This is a genomic window from Allostella sp. (genome assembly GCF_041913585.1).
Taxonomy (GTDB): Bacteria; Pseudomonadota; Alphaproteobacteria; order ATCC43930; family Allostellaceae; genus Allostella.
Genome location: NZ_JAYSFE010000016.1, coordinates 1 through 18,728, shown reverse-complemented (window position 1 = coordinate 18,728; position 18,728 = coordinate 1). Strand labels below are relative to the sequence as shown.

The 18,728-nt window shown below is 71.0% G+C and carries 18 protein-coding genes; 5 read left to right on the top strand and 13 right to left on the bottom strand.

Going from position 1 to position 18,728, the window contains the following annotated elements; genetic code table 11:
* Positions 1 to 29 precede the first annotated feature (29 nt).
* Complete coding sequence (gene pgk / locus ACE3Q3_RS05005; protein ID WP_374442800.1) at positions 30 to 1,226, top strand: phosphoglycerate kinase; 1,197 nt, start codon at positions 30 to 32, stop codon at positions 1,224 to 1,226.
* Positions 1,227 to 1,228: 2 nt separating this feature from the next.
* On the opposite strand, the gene ACE3Q3_RS05000 is transcribed toward pgk, so the two are convergent.
* The gene (locus ACE3Q3_RS05000; RefSeq protein WP_374442797.1) at positions 1,229 to 2,305 is read right to left on the bottom strand and encodes a PA0069 family radical SAM protein; all 1,077 of its coding nucleotides are present in this window, start codon (positions 2,303 to 2,305) and stop codon (positions 1,229 to 1,231) included.
* Between the two features lie 187 nt (positions 2,306 to 2,492).
* Between ACE3Q3_RS05000 and ACE3Q3_RS04995 the strand changes: the two genes are divergently transcribed.
* Both ACE3Q3_RS04995 and ACE3Q3_RS04990 read left to right on the top strand, forming a co-directional pair.
* Positions 2,493 to 3,596, top strand: a complete 1,104-nt coding sequence (locus ACE3Q3_RS04995; RefSeq protein ID WP_374442795.1) for a branched-chain amino acid aminotransferase — start codon at positions 2,493 to 2,495, stop codon at positions 3,594 to 3,596.
* Positions 3,597 to 3,725: 129 nt separating this feature from the next.
* A complete protein-coding gene (locus ACE3Q3_RS04990) occupies positions 3,726 to 4,145 on the top strand; it encodes a hypothetical protein (RefSeq protein WP_374442792.1) in 420 nt (139 codons plus the stop codon).
* Between the two features lie 33 nt (positions 4,146 to 4,178).
* Here ACE3Q3_RS04990 and ACE3Q3_RS04985 read toward each other — a convergent pair whose 3' ends face one another.
* The 11 genes from ACE3Q3_RS04985 to ACE3Q3_RS04935 form a co-directional block, all read right to left on the bottom strand.
* Complete coding sequence (locus ACE3Q3_RS04985; protein ID WP_374442789.1) at positions 4,179 to 5,408, bottom strand: phenylacetate--CoA ligase family protein; 1,230 nt, start codon at positions 5,406 to 5,408, stop codon at positions 4,179 to 4,181.
* Positions 5,405 to 6,253, bottom strand: coding sequence for an ABC transporter ATP-binding protein (locus tag ACE3Q3_RS04980; protein ID WP_374442786.1), 849 nt, complete (start codon positions 6,251 to 6,253; stop codon positions 5,405 to 5,407). The genes ACE3Q3_RS04985 and ACE3Q3_RS04980 overlap by 4 nt, the downstream gene beginning before the upstream one ends.
* A 22-nt stretch (positions 6,254 to 6,275) precedes the next feature.
* Entirely contained in the window at positions 6,276 to 7,541 is a 1,266-nt protein-coding gene (locus ACE3Q3_RS04975) for an ABC transporter substrate-binding protein (RefSeq protein ID WP_374442783.1), read from the bottom strand.
* Positions 7,542 to 7,579: 38 nt separating this feature from the next.
* Positions 7,580 to 8,671, bottom strand: coding sequence for a branched-chain amino acid ABC transporter permease (locus ACE3Q3_RS04970; protein ID WP_374442780.1), 1,092 nt, complete (start codon positions 8,669 to 8,671; stop codon positions 7,580 to 7,582).
* Between the two features lie 4 nt (positions 8,672 to 8,675).
* Positions 8,676 to 9,569: a branched-chain amino acid ABC transporter permease gene (locus tag ACE3Q3_RS04965; protein ID WP_374442778.1), complete on the bottom strand. Its 894-nt coding sequence runs from the start codon at positions 9,567 to 9,569 to the stop codon at positions 8,676 to 8,678.
* A gap of 23 nt (positions 9,570 to 9,592) precedes the next feature.
* Complete coding sequence (locus ACE3Q3_RS04960; protein ID WP_374442775.1) at positions 9,593 to 11,527, bottom strand: long-chain fatty acid--CoA ligase; 1,935 nt, start codon at positions 11,525 to 11,527, stop codon at positions 9,593 to 9,595.
* On the bottom strand, positions 11,524 to 12,348 hold the full coding sequence (locus ACE3Q3_RS04955; RefSeq protein WP_374442772.1) for an ABC transporter ATP-binding protein: 825 nt from the start codon (positions 12,346 to 12,348) through the stop codon (positions 11,524 to 11,526). The genes ACE3Q3_RS04960 and ACE3Q3_RS04955 overlap by 4 nt, the downstream gene beginning before the upstream one ends.
* Positions 12,349 to 12,453: 105 nt before the next feature.
* A complete protein-coding gene (locus ACE3Q3_RS04950; RefSeq protein WP_374442768.1) occupies positions 12,454 to 12,873 on the bottom strand; it encodes a PIN domain-containing protein in 420 nt (139 codons plus the stop codon).
* The gene (locus ACE3Q3_RS04945; protein WP_374442766.1) at positions 12,870 to 13,121 is read right to left on the bottom strand and encodes a plasmid stabilization protein; all 252 of its coding nucleotides are present in this window, start codon (positions 13,119 to 13,121) and stop codon (positions 12,870 to 12,872) included. The genes ACE3Q3_RS04950 and ACE3Q3_RS04945 overlap by 4 nt, the downstream gene beginning before the upstream one ends.
* Positions 13,122 to 13,192: 71 nt before the next feature.
* Complete coding sequence (ahcY, locus tag ACE3Q3_RS04940; RefSeq protein ID WP_374442764.1) at positions 13,193 to 14,509, bottom strand: adenosylhomocysteinase; 1,317 nt, start codon at positions 14,507 to 14,509, stop codon at positions 13,193 to 13,195.
* Between the two features lie 105 nt (positions 14,510 to 14,614).
* A complete protein-coding gene (locus ACE3Q3_RS04935) occupies positions 14,615 to 15,991 on the bottom strand; it encodes a peptidoglycan-binding protein (protein ID WP_374442761.1) in 1,377 nt (458 codons plus the stop codon).
* Positions 15,992 to 16,102: 111 nt separating this feature from the next.
* Here ACE3Q3_RS04935 and gmd point away from each other — a divergent pair, with 111 nt between their 5' ends.
* Both gmd and ACE3Q3_RS04925 read left to right on the top strand, forming a co-directional pair.
* A complete protein-coding gene (gene gmd, locus ACE3Q3_RS04930; protein WP_374442759.1) occupies positions 16,103 to 17,164 on the top strand; it encodes a GDP-mannose 4,6-dehydratase in 1,062 nt (353 codons plus the stop codon).
* Entirely contained in the window at positions 17,157 to 18,113 is a 957-nt protein-coding gene (locus ACE3Q3_RS04925; RefSeq protein WP_374442756.1) for a GDP-L-fucose synthase family protein, read from the top strand. The genes gmd and ACE3Q3_RS04925 overlap by 8 nt, the downstream gene beginning before the upstream one ends.
* 18 nt (positions 18,114 to 18,131) lie before the next feature.
* On the opposite strand, the gene ACE3Q3_RS04920 is transcribed toward ACE3Q3_RS04925, so the two are convergent.
* Positions 18,132 to 18,638, bottom strand: a complete 507-nt coding sequence (locus ACE3Q3_RS04920) for a GNAT family N-acetyltransferase (RefSeq protein ID WP_374442753.1) — start codon at positions 18,636 to 18,638, stop codon at positions 18,132 to 18,134.
* Between the last annotated feature and the right edge of the window lie 90 nt (positions 18,639 to 18,728).

The following is an 18,728-nucleotide window of genomic DNA, read 5'->3' as shown; positions in this document are numbered from 1 at the left end:
CCCACGCCCTCGCCCGGAGCCCAAGCACCATGACCGCGCCCTTCCGCACCCTCGACGATCTCGACGTCGCCGGCCGCACCGTGCTGGTGCGCGCGGACCTGAACGTGCCGATGGCCGATGGCCGGGTGACCGATGCGACCCGCATCGAGCGGCTGGCGCCGACCCTCGTCGAGCTCGCCGACCGCGGCGCCAGGGTCGTCGTGCTGTCGCATTTCGGGCGCCCGAAGGGCAAGGACCCGGCGCTCTCGCTGGCACCCCTGGTCGCCCCCCTCTCGGCGGCGTTGGGTGGCCGTGCGGTCGCCTTCGGCATCGACTGCGTCGGCCTGCCGGCGGCCGCCGTCATCGACCCGCTGCCGCCGGGCGGCGTGGCCCTGCTGGAGAACCTGCGCTTCCACAAGGGCGAGGAGAAGAACGATCCCGAGTTCGCCCGGGCGCTGGCGGAACTCGGCCAGATCTACGTCAACGACGCCTTCTCGGCCGCCCACCGCGCCCACGCCTCGACCGAGGGGCTGGCGCACTTGCTGCCGTCCGCCGCCGGTCGCCTGATGCAGGCCGAGTGCGAGGCGCTGGCGCGCGCCCTGGAGACGCCCGAAAAGCCGGTCGTCGCCATCGTCGGCGGTTCCAAGGTCTCCACCAAGCTCGACCTGCTGCGCAACCTCGTCGCCAGGGTCGACCGGCTGGTCATCGGCGGGGCGATGGCGAACACGCTGCTCTTCGCCCGCGGCGTCGATGTCGGCGCCTCGCTCTGCGAACGCGAGATGGTCGACACCTGCCGCGAGATCGAGGCGGCGGCAAAGGCGGCCGGCTGCGAGCTCGTCCTGCCCGTCGACGCCGTGGTGGCGGCGAAGCTCGCGCCGGGCGTCGAGACGACGACGGTCGCGATCGGTGCGGTGCCGGCCGACCGCATGATCCTCGACATCGGCCCGGCGACCGTGGCGGCGGTCAATGGCGCGCTCGCGGCGGCGCGGACACTGGTCTGGAACGGTCCGCTCGGCGCCTTCGAGACCAAGCCCTTCGACGCCGCGACCGTCGCCGTCGCCCAGGAGGCGGCGCGCCTGACGGCCGAGGCCGGCCTCGTCAGCGTCGCCGGCGGCGGCGACACGGTGGCGGCGCTGGCCGCGGCCGGAGTCGAGGAGAGGCTGACCTACGTCTCGACCGCCGGCGGCGCCTTCCTCGAATGGCTGGAAGGCCGCAAGCTGCCGGGCGTCGAGGCCCTGCGCCGCTGAGCCTATAGCAGAGACAGCTGGTCGCCCGCCCGCTCGGGCGGGCGGAAGCGGCTGGTGTCGAGCCGCCAGTCGCGCCGCCCGAGCCCGAGCCGGCGGACGGCGAGCCGGAAACGCTGGGCGAGCAGCTCGGCATGGACGCCGGTGCCGCGCATCCGCTTGCCCCAGCGGCTGTCATAGGCCTTGCCACCGCGCATCTCGCGCACGATCGCCATGACGTGCGCCGCACGGCCGGGCGCGTGTTCGGCCAGCCATTCCGCGAAGAGCTGTTCGATCTCGAGCGGCAGGCGCAGCAGCACATAGGCCGCCGTCGTGGCGCCGGCGGCGGCCGCCGCCGCCAGGATCCGCTCCAGCTCCCAGTCGTTGAGGGCCGGGATCATCGGCGCCGTCAGCACCCCGACCGGGACACCGGCGCGGGCCAATTCGCGGATCGCGTCGAGCCGCCGCTCGGGCGTTGCCGCCCGCGGCTCCATCCGGCGCGCGAGGTCGCGATCCAGCGTCGTGACGCTGAGCGCGACCTGGGCCAGCCCCTTGGCCGCCATCGGCGCCAGGAGGTCGAGGTCGCGCAGCACCAGCGCCGACTTGGTGACGATGGTGACGGGATGATCGCAGGCCGCCAGCACCTCCAGGATGCCGCGGGTGATCCCCATCGTCCGCTCGACCGGCTGGTAGGGATCGGTGTTGGTGCCCATGGCGATCGGCTGGCAGCGGTAGCGCGGATGGCGCAGCTCCGCCGCCAGCAGCGCCGGCGCGTCCGGCTTGGCGAAGAGCCGGCTCTCGAAATCGAGGCCGGGCGACAGGCCGAGCCAGGCGTGGGTCGGCCGCGCGAAGCAGTAGACGCAGCCATGCTCGCAACCGCGATAGGGGTTGATCGAGCGGTCGAAGGGAACGTCCGGGGAATCGTTGGTGGTGATGACCCGCCGCGCCCGGTCGATGCCGACCGTCGTGCGCAGGGGTGGCGGCTCGGCATCGGCCGCCCCCCAGCCGTCGTCGACGGCGACGCGCTGCGTCGGCTCGTAGCGGCCGGTCGCGTTGGAGACCGCACCCCGCCCCTTCCTGGCCCGGTCGGCGATGGCGTCCATGCCCGGATGGTGGCGCGGCCGTGAGAACAAATCAAGAACTCGCTGCTGGATTGCGACGAACCGGATAGTTGCCGCTGGAATCGCCCGCGCCCGTCGGCGATGATCCGGCGCAGCCGAATTCCGCCGCCGGCCCCGCAGGCGTCGCCTCCGGGACCAGGGACGGCCCGTTCACAAGAGGAAGCGCCCCATGGATGGCCTCGACCGCATCCCGTTCGACCTCGTCCCGCATGCCGCGCCGACCCCGGCGGCCGAGCGCGACAAGCTGGTGGCGGCACCCGGCTTCGGCCGCGTCTTCACCGACCACATGGTCACCATCCGCTACACCGAGGGGAAGGGCTGGCACGACGCCCGCGTCGAGGCACGCCGGCCGCTGACGCTCGACCCGGCGACGGCGGTGCTGCACTACGCGCAGGAGATCTTCGAGGGCCTCAAGGCCTACCGCACGCCTTCGGGCGGGGCGGCCATGTTCCGGCCGGACGCCAATGCCCGCCGCTTCCGCCAGTCGGCCGAGCGCCTGGCGATGGCGCCCCTGCCCGAGGGCCTGTTCGTCGAATCGCTGCGCCGCCTCGTCGCCGCCGACCGCGACTGGATTCCGGCCGCCGACGTCGGCACGCTCTATCTCCGGCCGTTCATGATCGCCGACGACGTGTTCCTCGGCGTCAAGCCGTCGGCGACCTACCTCTACATGGTCATCGCCTCGCCGGTCGGCGCCTACTTCAAGACGGGCGCCGACGGCGTCACCGTCTGGGTGTCGCAGGACGACACCCGCGCGGCGCGCGGCGGCACCGGCGCCGCCAAGTGCGGCGGCAACTACGCCGCCAGCCTGCGTGCCCAGGCCGAGGCGATCCGCAACGGCTGCGACCAGGTGGTCTTCCTCGACGCGCTCGAGCGCCGGAAGATCGAGGAGCTGGGCGGCATGAACGTCTGCTTCGTCTTCCAGGACGGCGCGCTGCAGACGCCGCCGCTCGACGGCACCATCCTGCCCGGCATCACCCGCGATTCGATCCTGCGGCTCGCCCGCGACGCCGGCATGACGGTGCGCGAGGAGGCCTACACGATCGACCAGTGGAAGGCCGACGCCGCCTCGGGCCGCCTGCAGGAGGTGTTCGCCTGCGGCACCGCCGCCGTCGTCACGCCGATCGGCCGCATCCGCAGCCCCGAGGGCGAGTTCGTCGCCGGGGCGGCCGGCCCCGCGGGCGGCCCGGTCACCCAGCGGCTGCGCAAGCAGCTCGTCGACATCCAGACCGGCAAGGCCGCCGATCCCTACGGCTGGGTCCACACGGTCTGCTGAGACCTGCGGCCGCGCCGACGAAGCATTGCTATCGTCGGCGCGCCTTGCGCGCATAGCGCCCTATCGCAATCGCCCGTTCGTCGAGTAGGTTTGCGCTGGGTTGCAAACACCGACCGCAGGTGAGTGACGATGAAGACGGTTTCGCTGGGCTTCCTCCGTCGCGCGGGCCGTCGCGCCGCGCTACCTCTGATCGCGATCGCGGCCGCTGCGACGGCTGCCCCGGCGCAGGCCCAAACGCTGTCGTGCCAGACCGCGGCCCGCCTGGAGATCACGACCGTGGGCACCAGCCCGCGCTATCTCTCGTTCCGCATCTTCAACCTGTATGACGGCGCGCTGTCCGTGAAGATCACGGTCGGCAAGGTCGAGGCGCCATGGATCGCCATGAACCCGCTTCTCGACCACTATCTCCAGAAGGGTCGCTCGGTCGGGTACACGTTCGCGCAGACCGCCGACCTGACCGCCGCGATGCCGCCCTATCTTCCCGTCTACGACATGCCCGCCGACCCTGCGGCACTGCAGGTCGGAATCCAGAACTGCATCGGCTCCTGACCCGTTGGCGGCACGGCGCCCGGCCGTGCCGCGCTACCGGCGGTCGACGATGGTCGCGCTCCAGCCCTCCGCCTCCGCGGCGGTCGCGAAGGTGACCGCGCCGCGGAGCTTGGTGACCGACTGCAGCGTCGCGGCGACCTGTTCGGCCAGGGCGCTCCCGGGCATCGCCGAAACGCATTCCAGCACCATCCGGTCGCGCCCGGCTTCGCCCGAAACCACCAGCCGCGCCCGCTCGATCTCCGGGTGCCGGCGCACCACCTCGGCGATCTGGGCCGGGTGGACGAACATGCCGCGGACCTTGGTCGTCTGGTCGGCGCGGCCCATCCAGCCCTTGATGCGGGCGTTGGTGCGACCGCACGGGCTGGCGCCGGCGAGGATCGCCGAGACGTCGCCGGTGGCGAAGCGGACCAGCGGATAGTCGCGGTTGAAGGTGGTGACGACGACCTCGCCCGGCTCGCCGTCCGGCACCGGCTCGCCGGTGCCGGGGCGGACGATCTCGACGATCACACCCTCGTCGACGATCATGCCCTGGCGCGCCGGGCTCTCGTAGGCGACGAGGCCGAGGTCGGCGGTGCCGTAGCATTGCAGCACGGCGACGCCGCGGTCGGCCAGGTCCTGGCGGAGCGGCGGCGGCAGGGCCTCGCCCGAGACCAGCGCCTTGGTCAGGGACGAGACGTCGGCGCCGAGTTCGGCCGCCTTCTCCAGGAGGATCTTCAGGAAGGAGGGCGTGCCGGCATAGCCGTCCGGCCGCAGGTCGGCGATCGCCCGCACCTGCTGCTCGGTCTGGCCGACGCCGCCCGGAATGACAGCGCAGCCGAGCGCGTGCGCGGCCGATTCCAGCATCGCGCCGGCCGGCGTCAGGTGGTAGCTGAAGGAATTGTGCAGGATCTCGCCCGTCCGGAAGCCGGCGGCGAAGAGCGCGCGGGCGAAGCGCCACCAGTCGCGCCCATGCCCCTCGGGATCGTAGATCGGCCCGGGCGAGGCGAAGAGGCGCGCGAGCCCGGCCGGCGCCGTCGCGTTGAGGCCGCCGAAGGGCGGCACCCGGCGCTGCTGCCGGATGAGGTCGCTCTTGCGGGTGACCGGCAGGAGGGCGAGCGCGGCCCGGCTGGAAACCGCCGCCGGGTCGATCCCGGCCAGCGCATCGGCATAGTAAGCGGCGTGCGCCCGGGCGTGGGCGATCTGGCCCGGCAGGGCCGCCATCAGCGCCCGCTCGCGGGCCTCGGGGTCGCGCGTTTCGAGTTCGTCGAAGAAGGGTCCGGTCACAGCCAGCGCTTCCGCCGCTTGTAGGATTTCAGGTTCTTGAAGGACTTGCGATCCTCGCCGCCGCCACCGCCGAGATAGAACTCCTTGACGTCCTCGTTCTCGGCCAGCGCCGCGGCGGTGCCGTCGAGCACCACCTTGCCGCGCTCCATGATGTAGCCGTAGCTCGCGACCTGGAGGGCCATGCGGGCGTTCTGCTCGACCAGCAGGATGGTGACGCCGAGTTCGGCGACGAGCCGCCGGACGATCTGGAAGACCTCCTGCACCAGGAAGGGCGAGAGGCCCATCGACGGCTCGTCCATCAGGATCAGCTTCGGCCGCGCCATCAGCGCCCGCCCGATCGCCAGCATCTGCTGCTCGCCGCCCGAGAGATAGCCGGCGAGGCCCGTCCGCTCCTTGAGGCGCGGGAAATACTGGTAGACCATGTCGATGTCGGCCGCGACCTGGCCGCGGTCGGGCCGGGTGAAGGCGCCGAGCCGGAGATTCTCCAGGCAGGTCATGTCGGAGACGATGCGCCGCCCCTCCATCACCTGGAAGACGCCGCGGCGCACGATCGCCTCGGGGTCGAGGGCGTGGATCGGCTGGCCGTCGAACAGGACCTCGCCGCGGGTGATCGCCCCGTCCTCGGACTTCAGCAGGCCCGAGATCGCCTTCAGGGTCGTCGACTTGCCGGCGCCGTTGGCGCCGAGCAGCGCCACGATCTGCCCGGGCGGCACCGCCAGCGACAGGCCGCGCAGCACCAGGATGACGTCGGAATAGACGACCTCGATGTTGTTGACGGCGAGCAGCGGCGCCGCGGAGGGCGCCGCCGCTGCCGGCCGGGAGCCGGGCTCGGCCGCGAGGCTCATGCCCGTCTCCCCGTTCCCGGTCCTACCAGCCGAGCCATTCCGGCTTGCGCGGCAGGTTCACCGTCGTGACCTTCTCCATCTTGACCGCGCCCGACTTGATGAGGTCGTTGAGCGGCGCCTCCGTCGCGCCCGAGACCCGGGCACGATAGAGCAGCACCTCGGTCGTCGGGCGGTGGTCGGTCTTGGTCCAGGTCGAGGGCACGCAGACCCCCTCCATGCCCTTCGGCACCCAGTCCTTCCGGGCGTACATGCCGTCGCGGATCTTGATCGCCGTGATGCCGCCGTTGGCCGCCGCCCACTCCATCGACTCCTTGATGTAGAAGGCGGTGCAGATGCCGGCGATGTAGTGCGACGGCCGGTAGCTGCCGGCGCCGCCGATCTCGCGCACGGTCTTCATGCCGGGCGCCTCGTCGGTCCAGAGCGCGCGGGTGCGCACCGGGATCACCACCCCGTCGGCGGCGTCGCCCGCCGCCTTGGCCGCGTTCTCGTCCATGCCCCAGACGTTGCCGAGGAACTGCACCTGGACGCCGGCGTTCTTGCACGCCTTCAGGACCGAGACGTTGGAGCCGGCGGTGTTGCCGAGATAGGCGTAGTTGGCGCCGGACTGCTTCAGCGTCAGGCACTGGGCGGTGTAGTCGCCGGGCGTCAGGGCGAACTGGATCGCCGGCAGCACCTCGAAGCCCAGCTCCTTCGCCAGCGCCTCGGCCGCGGCCTTGGGCGCGTTCGGATAGGGGTGGTTGGCGCCCATGTGGACGTACTTGGGCGCGCCCTGGCCGCCCTTCTTCTTCCAGTCCTCGGCCGCCCAGGTCACGAGCGCCCGCGCCGCATCCGAATAGGAGGGGCCGTAGAAGAAGTTGAAGGGAGCGGCCGCGGTCGACTTCTCGGCCTGGCCCGTCGGGTCGGTCAGCGAGCCGGCGTACGAAGCGGAGACGTAGGGGATCTGGTCCTTCGAGACGAAGGTGATGAGCGCCTCGGTGTCGGCGGTGCCCCAGCCGAAGATGGCGACGACCTTGTCGCGGCCGGTCCACTTCTTGTAGGTCGCGATCGAGCGCGGCACCTGGTAGCCGTAGTCGACGGTGTCGAGGTTGACCTGGCGCTTGGCGACGCCGCCATGCTTGTTGATCCAGGCCATGGCGTCGGCGACGCCTTCGCCGAACGGCTTGCCGACGTCGGAGGTCGGCCCGCTGTAGTCGGCGAGATGGCCGACGTTGATCTTCTGCTGGGCCGCGGCCGGGGCCGCGATCAGGGCCGCCGCCGCGGCGGTCAGCACCATGGGCTTCATGCGCATCGGTATTTCCTCCCGAGAATTTGTCGTTTCCGGCGAGCCTAGTATGAAAACGGATAGAGCTTCCAGTAGGCCTTGATCTGGCGCCAGCGGTGGGCGAGCCCGTCCGGCTCGAACACCAGGAAGAGGATGATGGTGACGCCGATCGCGATCTCGCGCAGGTAGGCGAGATTGTCCTTGAGGCCGAGCGCGAGGTCGACGGCCGTCCCCGCGAGCGCACCCGTCAGCCCGTCCATCACCTCCGGCAGCAGCACCATGAAGGCGGTGCCCATCAGCGAGCCCATGATCGAGCCGAGACCGCCGATGATGATCATGCCGAGGAACTGGATCGAGAACAGGATGGTGAAGCCCTCGACCGAGACGAAGCCGAGATAGTGGGCATAGAGCGCGCCGCCGATCCCGGCGTAGAACGACGAGATGCCGAACGACATCGTCCGGTACTTCGTCAGGTTGATGCCCATCATCTCGGCCGAGAGATAATGGTCGCGGACGGCGACCAAGGCCCGGCCGTCGCGGGTGCGCATCAGGTTGGCGGCGGCGAGGTAGAGGATCACGACATAGGCGAGGACGACGTAGAAGAACGTCGCGTCGCTGTCGAAGGCGAGGCCGAAGATGGTGAAGGGGCTGGCCGGCGCCCCGTGCGTGCCGCCCGAGAACCAGTCGGCGCGGGCGAAGAAGTCCTGCAGGATGAACTGGGCGGCGAGCGTCGCGATCGCGAGATAGAGGCCCTTGAGGCGGGCGGCCGGGATGCCGAACAGCATGCCCGCCGCCGTCGCCATGAGCCCGGCCAGCGGAATGGCGAAGAAGACCGGCACGCCGAAATTGTTGTTGAGGAAGGGCGAGGCGAAGGCGCCGAAGCCGAAGAAGGCGGCGTGCCCGATCGAGATCTGGCCGGTGAACCCGACCAGGATGTTGAGCCCGAGCGCGGCGATGCCGAGATAGCCCACCTGGATCAGCAGCGAGAGCTCGTACTTGAGGTCGAGCCCGCCATATTCCGACACGACCGGCAGCAGGCAGAGCAGGGCGACGCCGGCCGCGCACCACCAGCGGCTGGCCGCGGTGTCGAAGATGCGGGTGTCGGAGGCGTAGTCCTGCTTGAAGTCGCCGCAGGGACGGAAACCGGCGCCGGCCATCGTCCTATACCCGCTCGATGTCGCGGGTGCCGAAGAGGCCGTAGGGCTTGATCATCAGGATGACGATCAGCACCCAGAACGGCACCACCTCGATCAGGTTGCCCCAGTGCAGCCACTGGCTGTCGACGAAGTGGGCGAGGTTCTCGAGCAGCCCGATGATGATGCCGCCCAGCACCCCGCCGACGATCGAATCGAGCCCGCCCAGGATGACCGCCGGAAAGACCTTGATGCCGATGAAGGAGAGGGCCGAGGAGACGCCGTTGACGACCCCGACCACGACCCCCGCCACCGCCGACACGGCGGCCGAGATCGCCCAGGCCATGGCGAAGACGCTGCGGATCGAGATGCCGAGCGACTGCGCCACCTGCTGGTCGAAGGCGGTCGCGCGCATCGCGAGGCCCATCCGGGTCGCCTTGAAGAAGTAGGCGAAGCCGCCCATGATCCCGAGCGAGGCGACGAGGCTGACGAGATAGACCGTGCGGACCTCGAGCCCGAGCACGGCGACCGATTCCCGTGCGAAGATCGGCGGGAACGGCTGGGCGAAGACGCCGAAGGCCCATTTCATCAGCGCCTGGAAGACGATCGAGAGGCCGATCGTCACCATGATGACCGAGATCACCGGCTCGCCGATCATCGGCCGCAGGACGACGACCTGGATCAGGATTCCGAAGGCGACCATGAAGGCCAGGGTCATCAGGAAGCCGAGGAAGAACGGGATCTGGTACTTGGTCAGGAAGAACCAGCAGACCCAGGCGCCGATCAGCACGAACTCGCCCTGGGCGAAGTTCACCACCTGGCTCGCCTTGTAGATCAGCACGAAGCACATCGCGACGACGCCGTAGAGCGCGCCGACGATGAGCCCGTTGACCATGAGCTGGACGAAGAGGCCCCAGTCCATCCCGCTGCCCTCTCCCTTCCCCGTCAGGCCGCCCGGCGGGCGCCGACGGGCGCGCCGCGGTCGAGATCGATCACCCGCAGGGTCGTGCGGATGCGCTGCTTGGTTCCGTCCTGGAAGGTGATCGTGGTGTCCACCGGCACCTCGCGGGCGCCGCCGTACATCGCCTCGATGATGTCGCCGTACTTCTCGTTGATGACGCCGCGCCGCACCTTGCGGGTGCGGGTCAGCTCGCCGTCGTCGGCATCGAGCTCCTTGTAGAGCAGGAGGAAGCGGGCGATCCGCTGCGCCTCGGGCAGGCGGGCGTTGACCGCCGCGACCTCGGCCTCGAGGAGCGCGTAGACCTCCTCCTTGGCGGCGAGGTCGCTGTAGGTGGTGAAGGCGATGCGCCGCTTCTCGGCCCATTTCGAGACCGTCGGGAAGCGGATGCAGACGATCGCCGCCAGATGCTCGCGCCCGTCGCCGAGGATCACCGCCTCGGCGACGTAGGGCGAGAATTTCAGCTTGTTCTCGATGTATTGCGGCGAGAAGCGGTCGCCGCGGGCGGTCGTCGCCATGTCGCGGATGCGGTCGATGACGACGAGGTGGCCCTTGGCGTCGAAATAGCCGGCGTCGCCCGTGTGCATCCAGCCGTCGCGCAGGTCGGCGACCGTCGCCGCCTCGTTGCGGTAGTAGCCGGCGAAGATGTTGGGATGGCGCGTCACGATCTCGCCGACACCCTGGGCGTCCGGCTCGTCGATGCGGATTTCGACGTCCTTGTCGAAGGCGACCCCGACCGTGTCGAAATCGACCGAATCCGGCCGGTGGATGGTGTAGGCGCCGAGCAGCTCGGTCTGGCCGTAGAGCTGGCGCAGCGGCACGCCCAAGGCCTGGAAGAAGCGGAACGTCTCCGGCCCCAGCGCCGCCCCGCCCGTCGCCGCCGAGCGCAGGCGGGAGAAGCCGAGCCGGTCGCGCAGCGCCCGGAACAGGATCTGGTCGGCGAGCCAGGATCGTCCGCCGCCGTCGAGCGCCCGGTTGCCGAGCCGCATGCCGAGATCGAAGAGCCGCTGCTTCAGCGGCGAGGCGTCCATCATCCGGGCGCGGACGTCGGCCGCCATCGCCTCCCAGACGCGCGGCGCGAAGAGGACGAAGGTGGCGCCGATCTCGCGGAAGTCGGCCATCGTCGTCTCGGGCTCTTCGACGAAATTGACCCGCATCCCGGCGACCAGCCATTTTCCGACCGCGTAGATCTGCTCCATGATCCAGGGCAGCGGCAGCACCGAGACATACTCGTCCTCCGGCCCCTTGGGGTCGGCGCCGAGATAGGACCGGCAGTGCCGGACGAGGGCCGCCGACGAGAGCATCGCCAGCTTGGGATGGCTGGTCGTGCCCGAGGTCGTGCAGAGGATGGCGACGTCCTCGCCGCGGCCGGCATCGACCAGCGCGTCGAAGCGGCCGGGCTCGGCCGTGGCCCGCCGCTCCCCCTCGGCCAGCAGGTCCGACAGGGGCAGCAGCCGGGGGTCGGCATATTTCCGCATGCCGCGCGGGTCGCAATAGACGATGTGGCGGACGCTGGGGATGCGGTCCTCGAGGCCGAGGAGCTTGTCGACCTGTTCCTCGTCCTCGGCCAGGATCACCGCGATGTCGGCATAGGAGACGAGGTAGGCGACCTCGTCCTCGAGCGCGTCGCGGTAGAGGCCGAGGCTCATGGCGCCCAGCGCATGGGTCGCGACCTCGCCCATCACCCAGTCCGGCCGGTTGTCGCCGATGATGCCGACGACCTGCCCCGCCGCCACGCCGAGCCCCTCCAGCCCCAGCGCCAGCGCCCGGGTGCGCGCCAGCACCTCGCCCCAGGTGAGCGTGCGCCAGATGCCGAACTCCTTCTCGCGCATGGCGACGGCGCCGGCATTGGCGGTGCCGTTGTGGCGCAGGAGCCGGGGCAGCGTGTCGCAGCGCGCGAGGTCGGCCGGCGTCCAGGTCACCGGGCGACCTCCGCCTCGGCGGCCTCGTCGTCGGCGACGCCGAGATAGGCGCGCCGCACCTGCGGGTGGGCCATCACCTCCGCCGGCAGGCCGAGGGCGATGCGGCGGCCGAAATCCAGGACCATGACGCGGTGCGAGATGTCCATGACGACGCCCATGTCGTGCTCGATCATCACCACCGTCATCCCCCACTCCTCGTTGAGGTCGACGATGAAGCGGGCCATGTCCTCCTTCTCCTCGAGGTTCATGCCGGCCATCGGCTCGTCGAGGAGGATGAGGTCGGGCTTCAGCGCGATCGCGCGGGCGAGTTCGACGCGCTTGCGCAGGCCATAGGACAGCGTCCCCGCCGTCGCCTTGCGGACGTGCTGGATCTCGAGGAAGTCGATGATCTCCTCGACCTCCCGCCGGTGCGCCAGTTCCTCGCGCTGGGCGCCGCCCAGCCAGTAGAGGGCACCCGTCAGCACGTTGGTGCGCAGGAGGTGGTGGCGGCCGACCATGATGTTGTCGAGCACGCTCATGTGCCCGAACAGCGCCAGGTTCTGGAAGGTCCGGCCGATGCCGATGTTGGCGCGGTCGTTGGGGGAGAGCTGGGTGACGTCGCGGCCCTGGAACCGGATGCGGCCCTTCTGCGGGCGGTAGCGGCCGGAGATGCAGTTCAGCATCGAGGTCTTGCCGGCGCCGTTCGGGCCGATGATGGCGAAGAGCTCGCCGCGCCCGACCTCGAACCCGACGTCGGTCAGCGCACGCACCCCGCCGAAGGCGAGGCTGACGTCCTCGACCGTGAGCAGCGGTTCCTGCGGCGTAGCGGTCCGTTCGCCCAACTGGCGCCTCCCCCGCGGCCGGTGCTCTCGTTGGTCGAATCGACGGCCCCGTTCCGCAGCCGATAGAGCTAGCCGGATGGCCCGATCAAGGCAAGCGCAGGCGGGTCAATCGTTCCAGGGATCGAGAAGCGGCAGATCGAGGTCGGCGAAATGCCGGCGGTTGCGGGTGGCGAGCGAAGCGCCACGGGCGATGGCGATGGCCGCGATCGCGGTGTCGCGGAAGTCAATGTTGACGCCCTGACGATGACGCCGGGCAGCGAGATCGGCCGCGACCTCGGCCGCGGCCGTATCGAAGTCCAGCACGCGGCCGCCGAGATACCGATAGATGACGCGGGCGAAGGCGGCGTCCAGTTCGACGCGGCGGCGCCCTTCGGCCATGCGCGCGATGCCGGTCCGAGCCTCGAACACCGTGATCGCCGTGACGCAGAGGCGATGCGGCAGTTGCCGATCCAGCCAAGCTGTGACCGCAACGTCCGGCTCGACCCGCATGATGCCGGACAGCACGTTGGTATCCAGGACGATCACTCGTCCAGATCCATCGCCCGGACGGGCGTCCCGCGAAACTCGGGAAGATCCTCCGCCAGCCCGATCGTTCGGAATTCTCGCGCCATCCGGGTTCCCAGCAGCCCGGCATCCGCATCCGGCGCGTCGGCCACGGCATCCCGCAGGATGTCGCGAACCGTCGCTTCCAGGCTCTGGCCCCGGCTGCGCGCACGCAGGCGCAGCCGCTCCTTCAGGTTCTCGTCGATATTGCGGACGAGCAGTTGCGCCATCCCGGCACCGCCTTTGATATCACGATATCAAAATGGCGATGCCGAGGCGGCTTGCCAAGCCCGGCCGCCGGTCAGTAGCGGTAGTGCTCGGGCTTGTAGGGGCCCTGGCCGGCGACGCCGATGTAGTCGGCCTGCTGCTGGGACAGCTTCGTCAGCTTGGCGCCGAGCTTGTCGAGATGGAGCGCCGCCACCTTCTCGTCGAGATGCTTGGGCAGGACGTAGACCTTGCGCTCGTACTTGCCGGAATTGTTCCAGAGCTCGATCTGCGCCAGCACCTGGTTGGTGAAGGAGGCGCTCATCACGAAGCTCGGGTGGCCGGTGGCGCAGCCGAGATTGACCAGCCGGCCCTTGGCCAGGACGATCAGCCGCTTGCCGTCGGGGAACACGACCTCGTCGACCTGCGGCTTGACCTCGTCCCAGGTGTAGTTCGAGAGCGCGGCGATCTGGATCTCGCTGTCGAAGTGGCCGATGTTGCAGACGATCGCCCGGTCCTTCATCTGCCGCATGTGGTCGATCGTGATGACGTCGATGTTGCCGGTGGCGGTGACGAAGATGTCGCCGACCGGCGCCGCGTCGTCCATCGTCACCACCTGGTAGCCTTCCATCGCCGCCTGCAGGGCGCAGATCGGGTCGATCTCGGTCACCATGACCCGCGCGCCCTGGCTGCGCAGCGAGGCGGCCGAGCCCTTGCCGACGTCGCCGTAGCCGGCGACGACGGCGATCTTGCCGGCCAGCATGACGTCGGTCGCGCGCTTGATGCCGTCGACGAGGCTCTCGCGCACGCCGTAGAGGTTGTCGAACTTCGACTTGGTGACGCTGTCGTTGACGTTGATCGCCGGCACCGCGAGCGTGCCCTTGCGCGCCATCTCGTAGAGCCGGTGGACGCCCGTCGTCGTCTCCTCGGAAACGCCCCGCACGTCCTTCATCAGGTCGGGGTAGCGCTCATGCATGACGATCGTCAGGTCGCCGCCGTCGTCGAGCAGCATGTTCGGGCGCCAGCCGGGCTTGCCGCCGACGTCCGGGCCCTTGATCGTCTGCTCGATGCACCACTCGTACTCCTCCTCGGTCTCGCCCTTCCAGGCGAAGACCGGGATGCCGGCGGCCGCGATCGCCGCCGCCGCCTGGTCCTGGGTCGAGAAGATGTTGCACGAGCTCCAGCGCACCGAGGCGCCGAGATGCACCAGCGTCTCGATCAGCACCGCGGTCTGGATCGTCATGTGCAGGCAGCCGGCGATGCGCGCGCCCTTCAGCGGCTGCGACGGGCCGAACTCCGCGCGCAGCGCCATCAGGCCCGGCATCTCGGTCTCGGCGATCGCGATTTCCTTGCGGCCCCAGTCGGCGAGGGAGATGTCCTTGACTTTGTAGTCGGGCGAAGCGGCAGCGGCCATGGGTTGCTCCCCTGGGGGCGTGGATGTCCAGCGCCGGAATAGCAACGGCCGCCGGGAGACGCAACAAGAAATAAAGATATCTTTATGTCATCGAGCGGGCGGCGGCTACTGGCTGACGGGTGCCCCTTCCAGCCGGCGCAGCAGTTCGGCCGTCGGCTGTCCGTCCTCGGGAACGCCGATGTCGCGCTGGAAGCGGCGGATGGCGTCGGCGGTGCGCTCGCCGAAGCTGCCGTCGGCGACGCCGGGCTTGTAGCCGCGGGCGGTCAGCAGGCGCTGGATGTCGGAGACGAGGGCCGGGTCGGCGCTGCCGCTCGGCCGCTGGCGGGCGAAGTTGAGGTCCTGCGGCGGCAGGCGGCGGGCGATCTGCTCCATTCGCTCCTTGGCGTCGCCGTCGCCGGCCTCGAGCGCGCGCGCGTACCAGCGGTAGGCCTCGACGTCGTCGACCTTGCCGGCCAGCCCGCGCTCGTGCAGGACGCCCAGGTTGTAGGCGGCCTTGGCGAAGCCCTGGTCGGCGGCGCGGCGGAACCAGGAGGCCGCCTCGGCATAGTCCTGGGCGATGCCGCGCCCTTCGGCCAGTGCGATGCCGAGATTGTACTGGGCGCCGGCATGGCCCTGGAGGGCCGCCTGGCGATAGAGCCGGGCCGCCTCCGCCGGGTCAGCCGGAACCCCGAGGCCACGTTCGGTGAGCACCGCCAGGTTGAATTGCGCGTTCGCCATCCCGGAGTCGGCCGAGCGGCGGAACCAGCGGGCCGCCAGGGCATAGTCGCGCGGCACGCCGCGGCCGTCGGCGTAGAGCACGCCGAGATCGTGCTGGGCGGCGGCGTCGCCCTTCTCGGCCTTCTCCCGGAAGGTCGCCGCCGCGAGCGCCGCCGCCGAATCGGGGACCGAGCCCGGAACGGGCGAGCCGGAGGTGCCGACGGCCGGCGCCGCGACCCCGGCGACGCGCGCCGGTGGGGCGCTGCCGGCCGGGCTGGCGGCGGGCGCGTCGTCGCCCGGCGACATCAGCCACACCGACCCGAGCAGCAGGACCGCGATGCCGGCGGCGCCGGCCAGGAGCGCGCGCCGGGAGAGGCGCCGGTGATGGACCAGCGGGTGGCCGGCGATCCGGCGGCCGACCCCGGCGAGCCGCGGCGCGAAGCGGTCGGCGACCGCACGGACCTGCACCGCCGCGGCGCCCGAGCCGCGCCGCATCCGGTCCAGGACCGAGCCGCGGCGGGCCGGGCGCAGCGGCAGGCGCTCGGCGCGGACCGGCGCCGTCTCGGGCTGGGCGGGCGCCGTCGGGCGCGACGGCACCGCCGGCGGCGCTTCGGCCGCAATCGGCAGGGGCCGCGGCGAGCCCTGGATGACGCGCAGGTCGATCCAGTCGGCCGGCGTCAGCCGCATGGTGCCGGCCGCCGCCTCGACGAGTGCGCGGGTCGCGGGATCGAGGCGCTGCAGCAGCCCGGCGGCTGCCCCCGACGCCGTCTCGCCGCCGACCGTCATCGGCCGCCGCCGGCGTCGCGGGCCCCGCCGCCGCAGGCCCCGGCGGCATCGACTCGTGCTACATGCTGCGGGAGCCGGCGTCGGAAGGGTGCGAGGGGCATCGGGAAATCCATGGGCGACAAGGTTGCGTTGATTACCGGCGTCACCGGCCAGGACGGTGCGTATCTGGCCGAGCTGCTGCTCGCCAAGGGGTATGTCGTTCACGGCGTCAAGCGCCGCTCCTCATCCTTCAATACCGGGCGCGTCGACCATCTCTACCGCGACCCCCACGAGCCCGGCGTGCGCTTCTTCCTGCATTTCGGGGACCTGACCGACGCCACCAACGTCATCCGCCTGGTGCAGGAAACCCGGCCCGACGAGATCTACAACCTCGCCGCGCAGAGCCATGTCCAGGTGAGCTTCGAGGAGCCGGAATATACCGCAGACTCGGTGGGCTTGGGCACCCTCCGGATGGTCGAGGCGATCCGCATCCTCGGCCGGGTCGGCGACTGCCGCTTCTATCAGGCCTCGACCTCGGAACTCTACGGCAACTCCGCCACCTGGCCGCAGGACGAGGCGACGCCGTTCCGTCCGCGCAGCCCCTACGGCGTCGCCAAGCTCTATGCCTATTGGATCACCGTCAACTACCGCGAGGCGTGGGGGCTGCACGCCTCCAACGGCATCCTCTTCAACCACGAGAGCCCGCGCCGGGGCGAGACCTTCGTCACCCGCAAGATCACCCGCGGCGTGGCCGCGATCGCGGCCGGGCGGGCGGAACGGATCTATCTCGGCAACCTCGACGCGGTGCGCGACTGGGGCCATGCCCGCGACTATGTCGAGGGCATGTGGCGGATGCTCCAGCAGCCGGAGCCGGGCGACTACGTCCTGGCGACCGGCGAGGGCCACACGGTCCGCGAGTTCGTCGAGATGGCCTTCGCCGAGATCGGCAGCCGGATCGAGTGGCGCGGCCGGGGCGTCGACGAGGTCGGCATCGATGCCGCGACCGGCCGGGTCCGCGTCAGCGTCGATCCGCGCTACTTCCGGCCGGCCGAGCTCGACCGGCTGATCGGCGACGCCGCCAAGGCGCGGCGGGAACTCGGCTGGGCACCCAGCTGCGGCTTTGCCGAACTCGTGCGCGAGATGGTCCGCGCCGATCTCGCCGGCACCGCGCCGGGCGAGGACGAGGATGCCTGAGGCGATCTTCCCGCTCGCCGGGCGGCGCGTCTGGGTCGCCGGCCATCGCGGCATGGTCGGCAGCGCGATCGTGCGCCGGCTCGCCGGCACCGGCTGCGAGGTCCTGACCGTCGGGCGCGAGACGGTCGACCTCCGGCGGCAGGAGCCGGTCGAGCGCTGGCTCGCCGCGCAGCGGCCCGACGCCATCGTGCTCGCGGCGGCGACGGTCGGCGGCATCCTCGCCAACGACACGCGGCCGGCGGACTTCCTCGCCGACAACCTCGCGATCGCCCAGACGGTGATCGAGGGCGCCCGCCGCGCCGGCGTCCCGCGGCTGCTCTTCCTCGGCTCGACCTGCATCTACCCGCGCGCGGCGCCGGTGCCGACGCCGGAATCGGCGCTGCTGACCGGGCCGCTCGAGCCCACCAACGAGTGGTACGCGATCGCCAAGATCGCCGGCATCAAGCTCTGCCAGGCCTATCGCCGGCAGCACGGCTGCGACTTCGTCTCGGCGATGCCGACCAACCTCTACGGCCCCGGCGACAATTTCGACCCCGTCGGCAGCCATGTCGTGCCCGCCCTCCTCGCCAAGTTCGCGCGCGCCGCGGTCGAGGGCGGGCCGGTCGAGATCTGGGGCACCGGCCGGCCGCGGCGGGAGTTCCTGCATGTCGACGACTGCGCAGACGCCTGCATCCACCTGCTCGGCCACTATTCGGGCGAATCGCACGTCAACGTCGGCGCCGGCGCCGACATCTCGATCGCCGAACTCGCGCGGCTGATCGCCGAGGTCGTGGGCTATCGCGGCCCCCTGCGCTTCGATCCGACCCGGCCCGACGGGGCGCCGCACCGGCGGCTCGACTGCGGCCTGATCGAGAGTCTCGGCTGGCGCCCGCGGATCGGCCTGCGGGAGGGGCTGGAGGCGACTTGGCGCTGGTATCGCGAAACCGCGCGGCGACGCGGCGAGCCATAGCCGGGCCGCGGCGGGCGCCTATTCCGCGGCGAAGCCCGGATGATAGGCGACCTCGCCCGCCGGCGGCGGGCCGCCAGTGAACGCCAGCCGCTGGAAATACTCGGGCGGCGCGCCGCCGTACCGGAGGCCGGCATCGGTGACGAACCCGAAGCGCGCGTAGAAGCCGGGTGCGCCGAGGACGACGCAGCCGGCCGCTCCCAGCCGCCGGAGCCGGTCCAGCCCCTCGCGGATCAGCGCCTGGCCGATGCCGCCCCCCTGGCGATCGGGTCGGACGGCGACCGGACCGAGCCCGAACCAGCCGACGGCCCGGCCGTCGACCGTCACCGGCGAGAACGCCACATGGCCGACGAGGTCGCCGTCCTCCGAGGCGACCAGCGACAGGGTGAGCGCGCCGGCCGCCCGCAGCGCCGCGACGATCGCCGCCTCGGTCCCGGAGCGATGGCGAGCGCCGGCAAAGGCGGTGCGCACGACCGCGGCGATCGCAGGGGCGTCGCCCGGGCGTTCCAGGCGGATCGTCGTCGCCATCCCATCCTCTCCCTCTCCGCCGCGTGCAGCCCGCGGATCACGGAACGGTCATCGTCCGGTCACTGCGGAGTGAGGCGGCGTGATTCGCCG

Coding starts and splice junctions, on each gene's coding strand:
- pgk (WP_374442800.1), top strand. CDS start 30: ATGACCGCGCCCTTCCGCACCCTCGACGATCTCGACGTCGCCGGCCGC.
- ACE3Q3_RS05000 (WP_374442797.1), bottom strand. CDS start 2,305: ATGGACGCCATCGCCGACCGGGCCAGGAAGGGGCGGGGTGCGGTCTCC.
- ACE3Q3_RS04995 (WP_374442795.1), top strand. CDS start 2,493: ATGGATGGCCTCGACCGCATCCCGTTCGACCTCGTCCCGCATGCCGCG.
- ACE3Q3_RS04990 (WP_374442792.1), top strand. CDS start 3,726: ATGAAGACGGTTTCGCTGGGCTTCCTCCGTCGCGCGGGCCGTCGCGCC.
- ACE3Q3_RS04980 (WP_374442786.1), bottom strand. CDS start 6,253: ATGAGCCTCGCGGCCGAGCCCGGCTCCCGGCCGGCAGCGGCGGCGCCC.
- ACE3Q3_RS04975 (WP_374442783.1), bottom strand. CDS start 7,541: ATGCGCATGAAGCCCATGGTGCTGACCGCCGCGGCGGCGGCCCTGATC.
- ACE3Q3_RS04970 (WP_374442780.1), bottom strand. CDS start 8,671: ATGGCCGGCGCCGGTTTCCGTCCCTGCGGCGACTTCAAGCAGGACTAC.
- ACE3Q3_RS04965 (WP_374442778.1), bottom strand. CDS start 9,569: ATGGACTGGGGCCTCTTCGTCCAGCTCATGGTCAACGGGCTCATCGTC.
- ACE3Q3_RS04945 (WP_374442766.1), bottom strand. CDS start 13,121: ATGGCGCAACTGCTCGTCCGCAATATCGACGAGAACCTGAAGGAGCGG.
- ahcY (WP_374442764.1), bottom strand. CDS start 14,509: ATGGCCGCTGCCGCTTCGCCCGACTACAAAGTCAAGGACATCTCCCTC.
- ACE3Q3_RS04935 (WP_374442761.1), bottom strand. CDS start 15,991: ATGACGGTCGGCGGCGAGACGGCGTCGGGGGCAGCCGCCGGGCTGCTG.
- gmd (WP_374442759.1), top strand. CDS start 16,103: ATGGGCGACAAGGTTGCGTTGATTACCGGCGTCACCGGCCAGGACGGT.
- ACE3Q3_RS04925 (WP_374442756.1), top strand. CDS start 17,157: ATGCCTGAGGCGATCTTCCCGCTCGCCGGGCGGCGCGTCTGGGTCGCC.
- ACE3Q3_RS04920 (WP_374442753.1), bottom strand. CDS start 18,638: ATGGCGACGACGATCCGCCTGGAACGCCCGGGCGACGCCCCTGCGATC.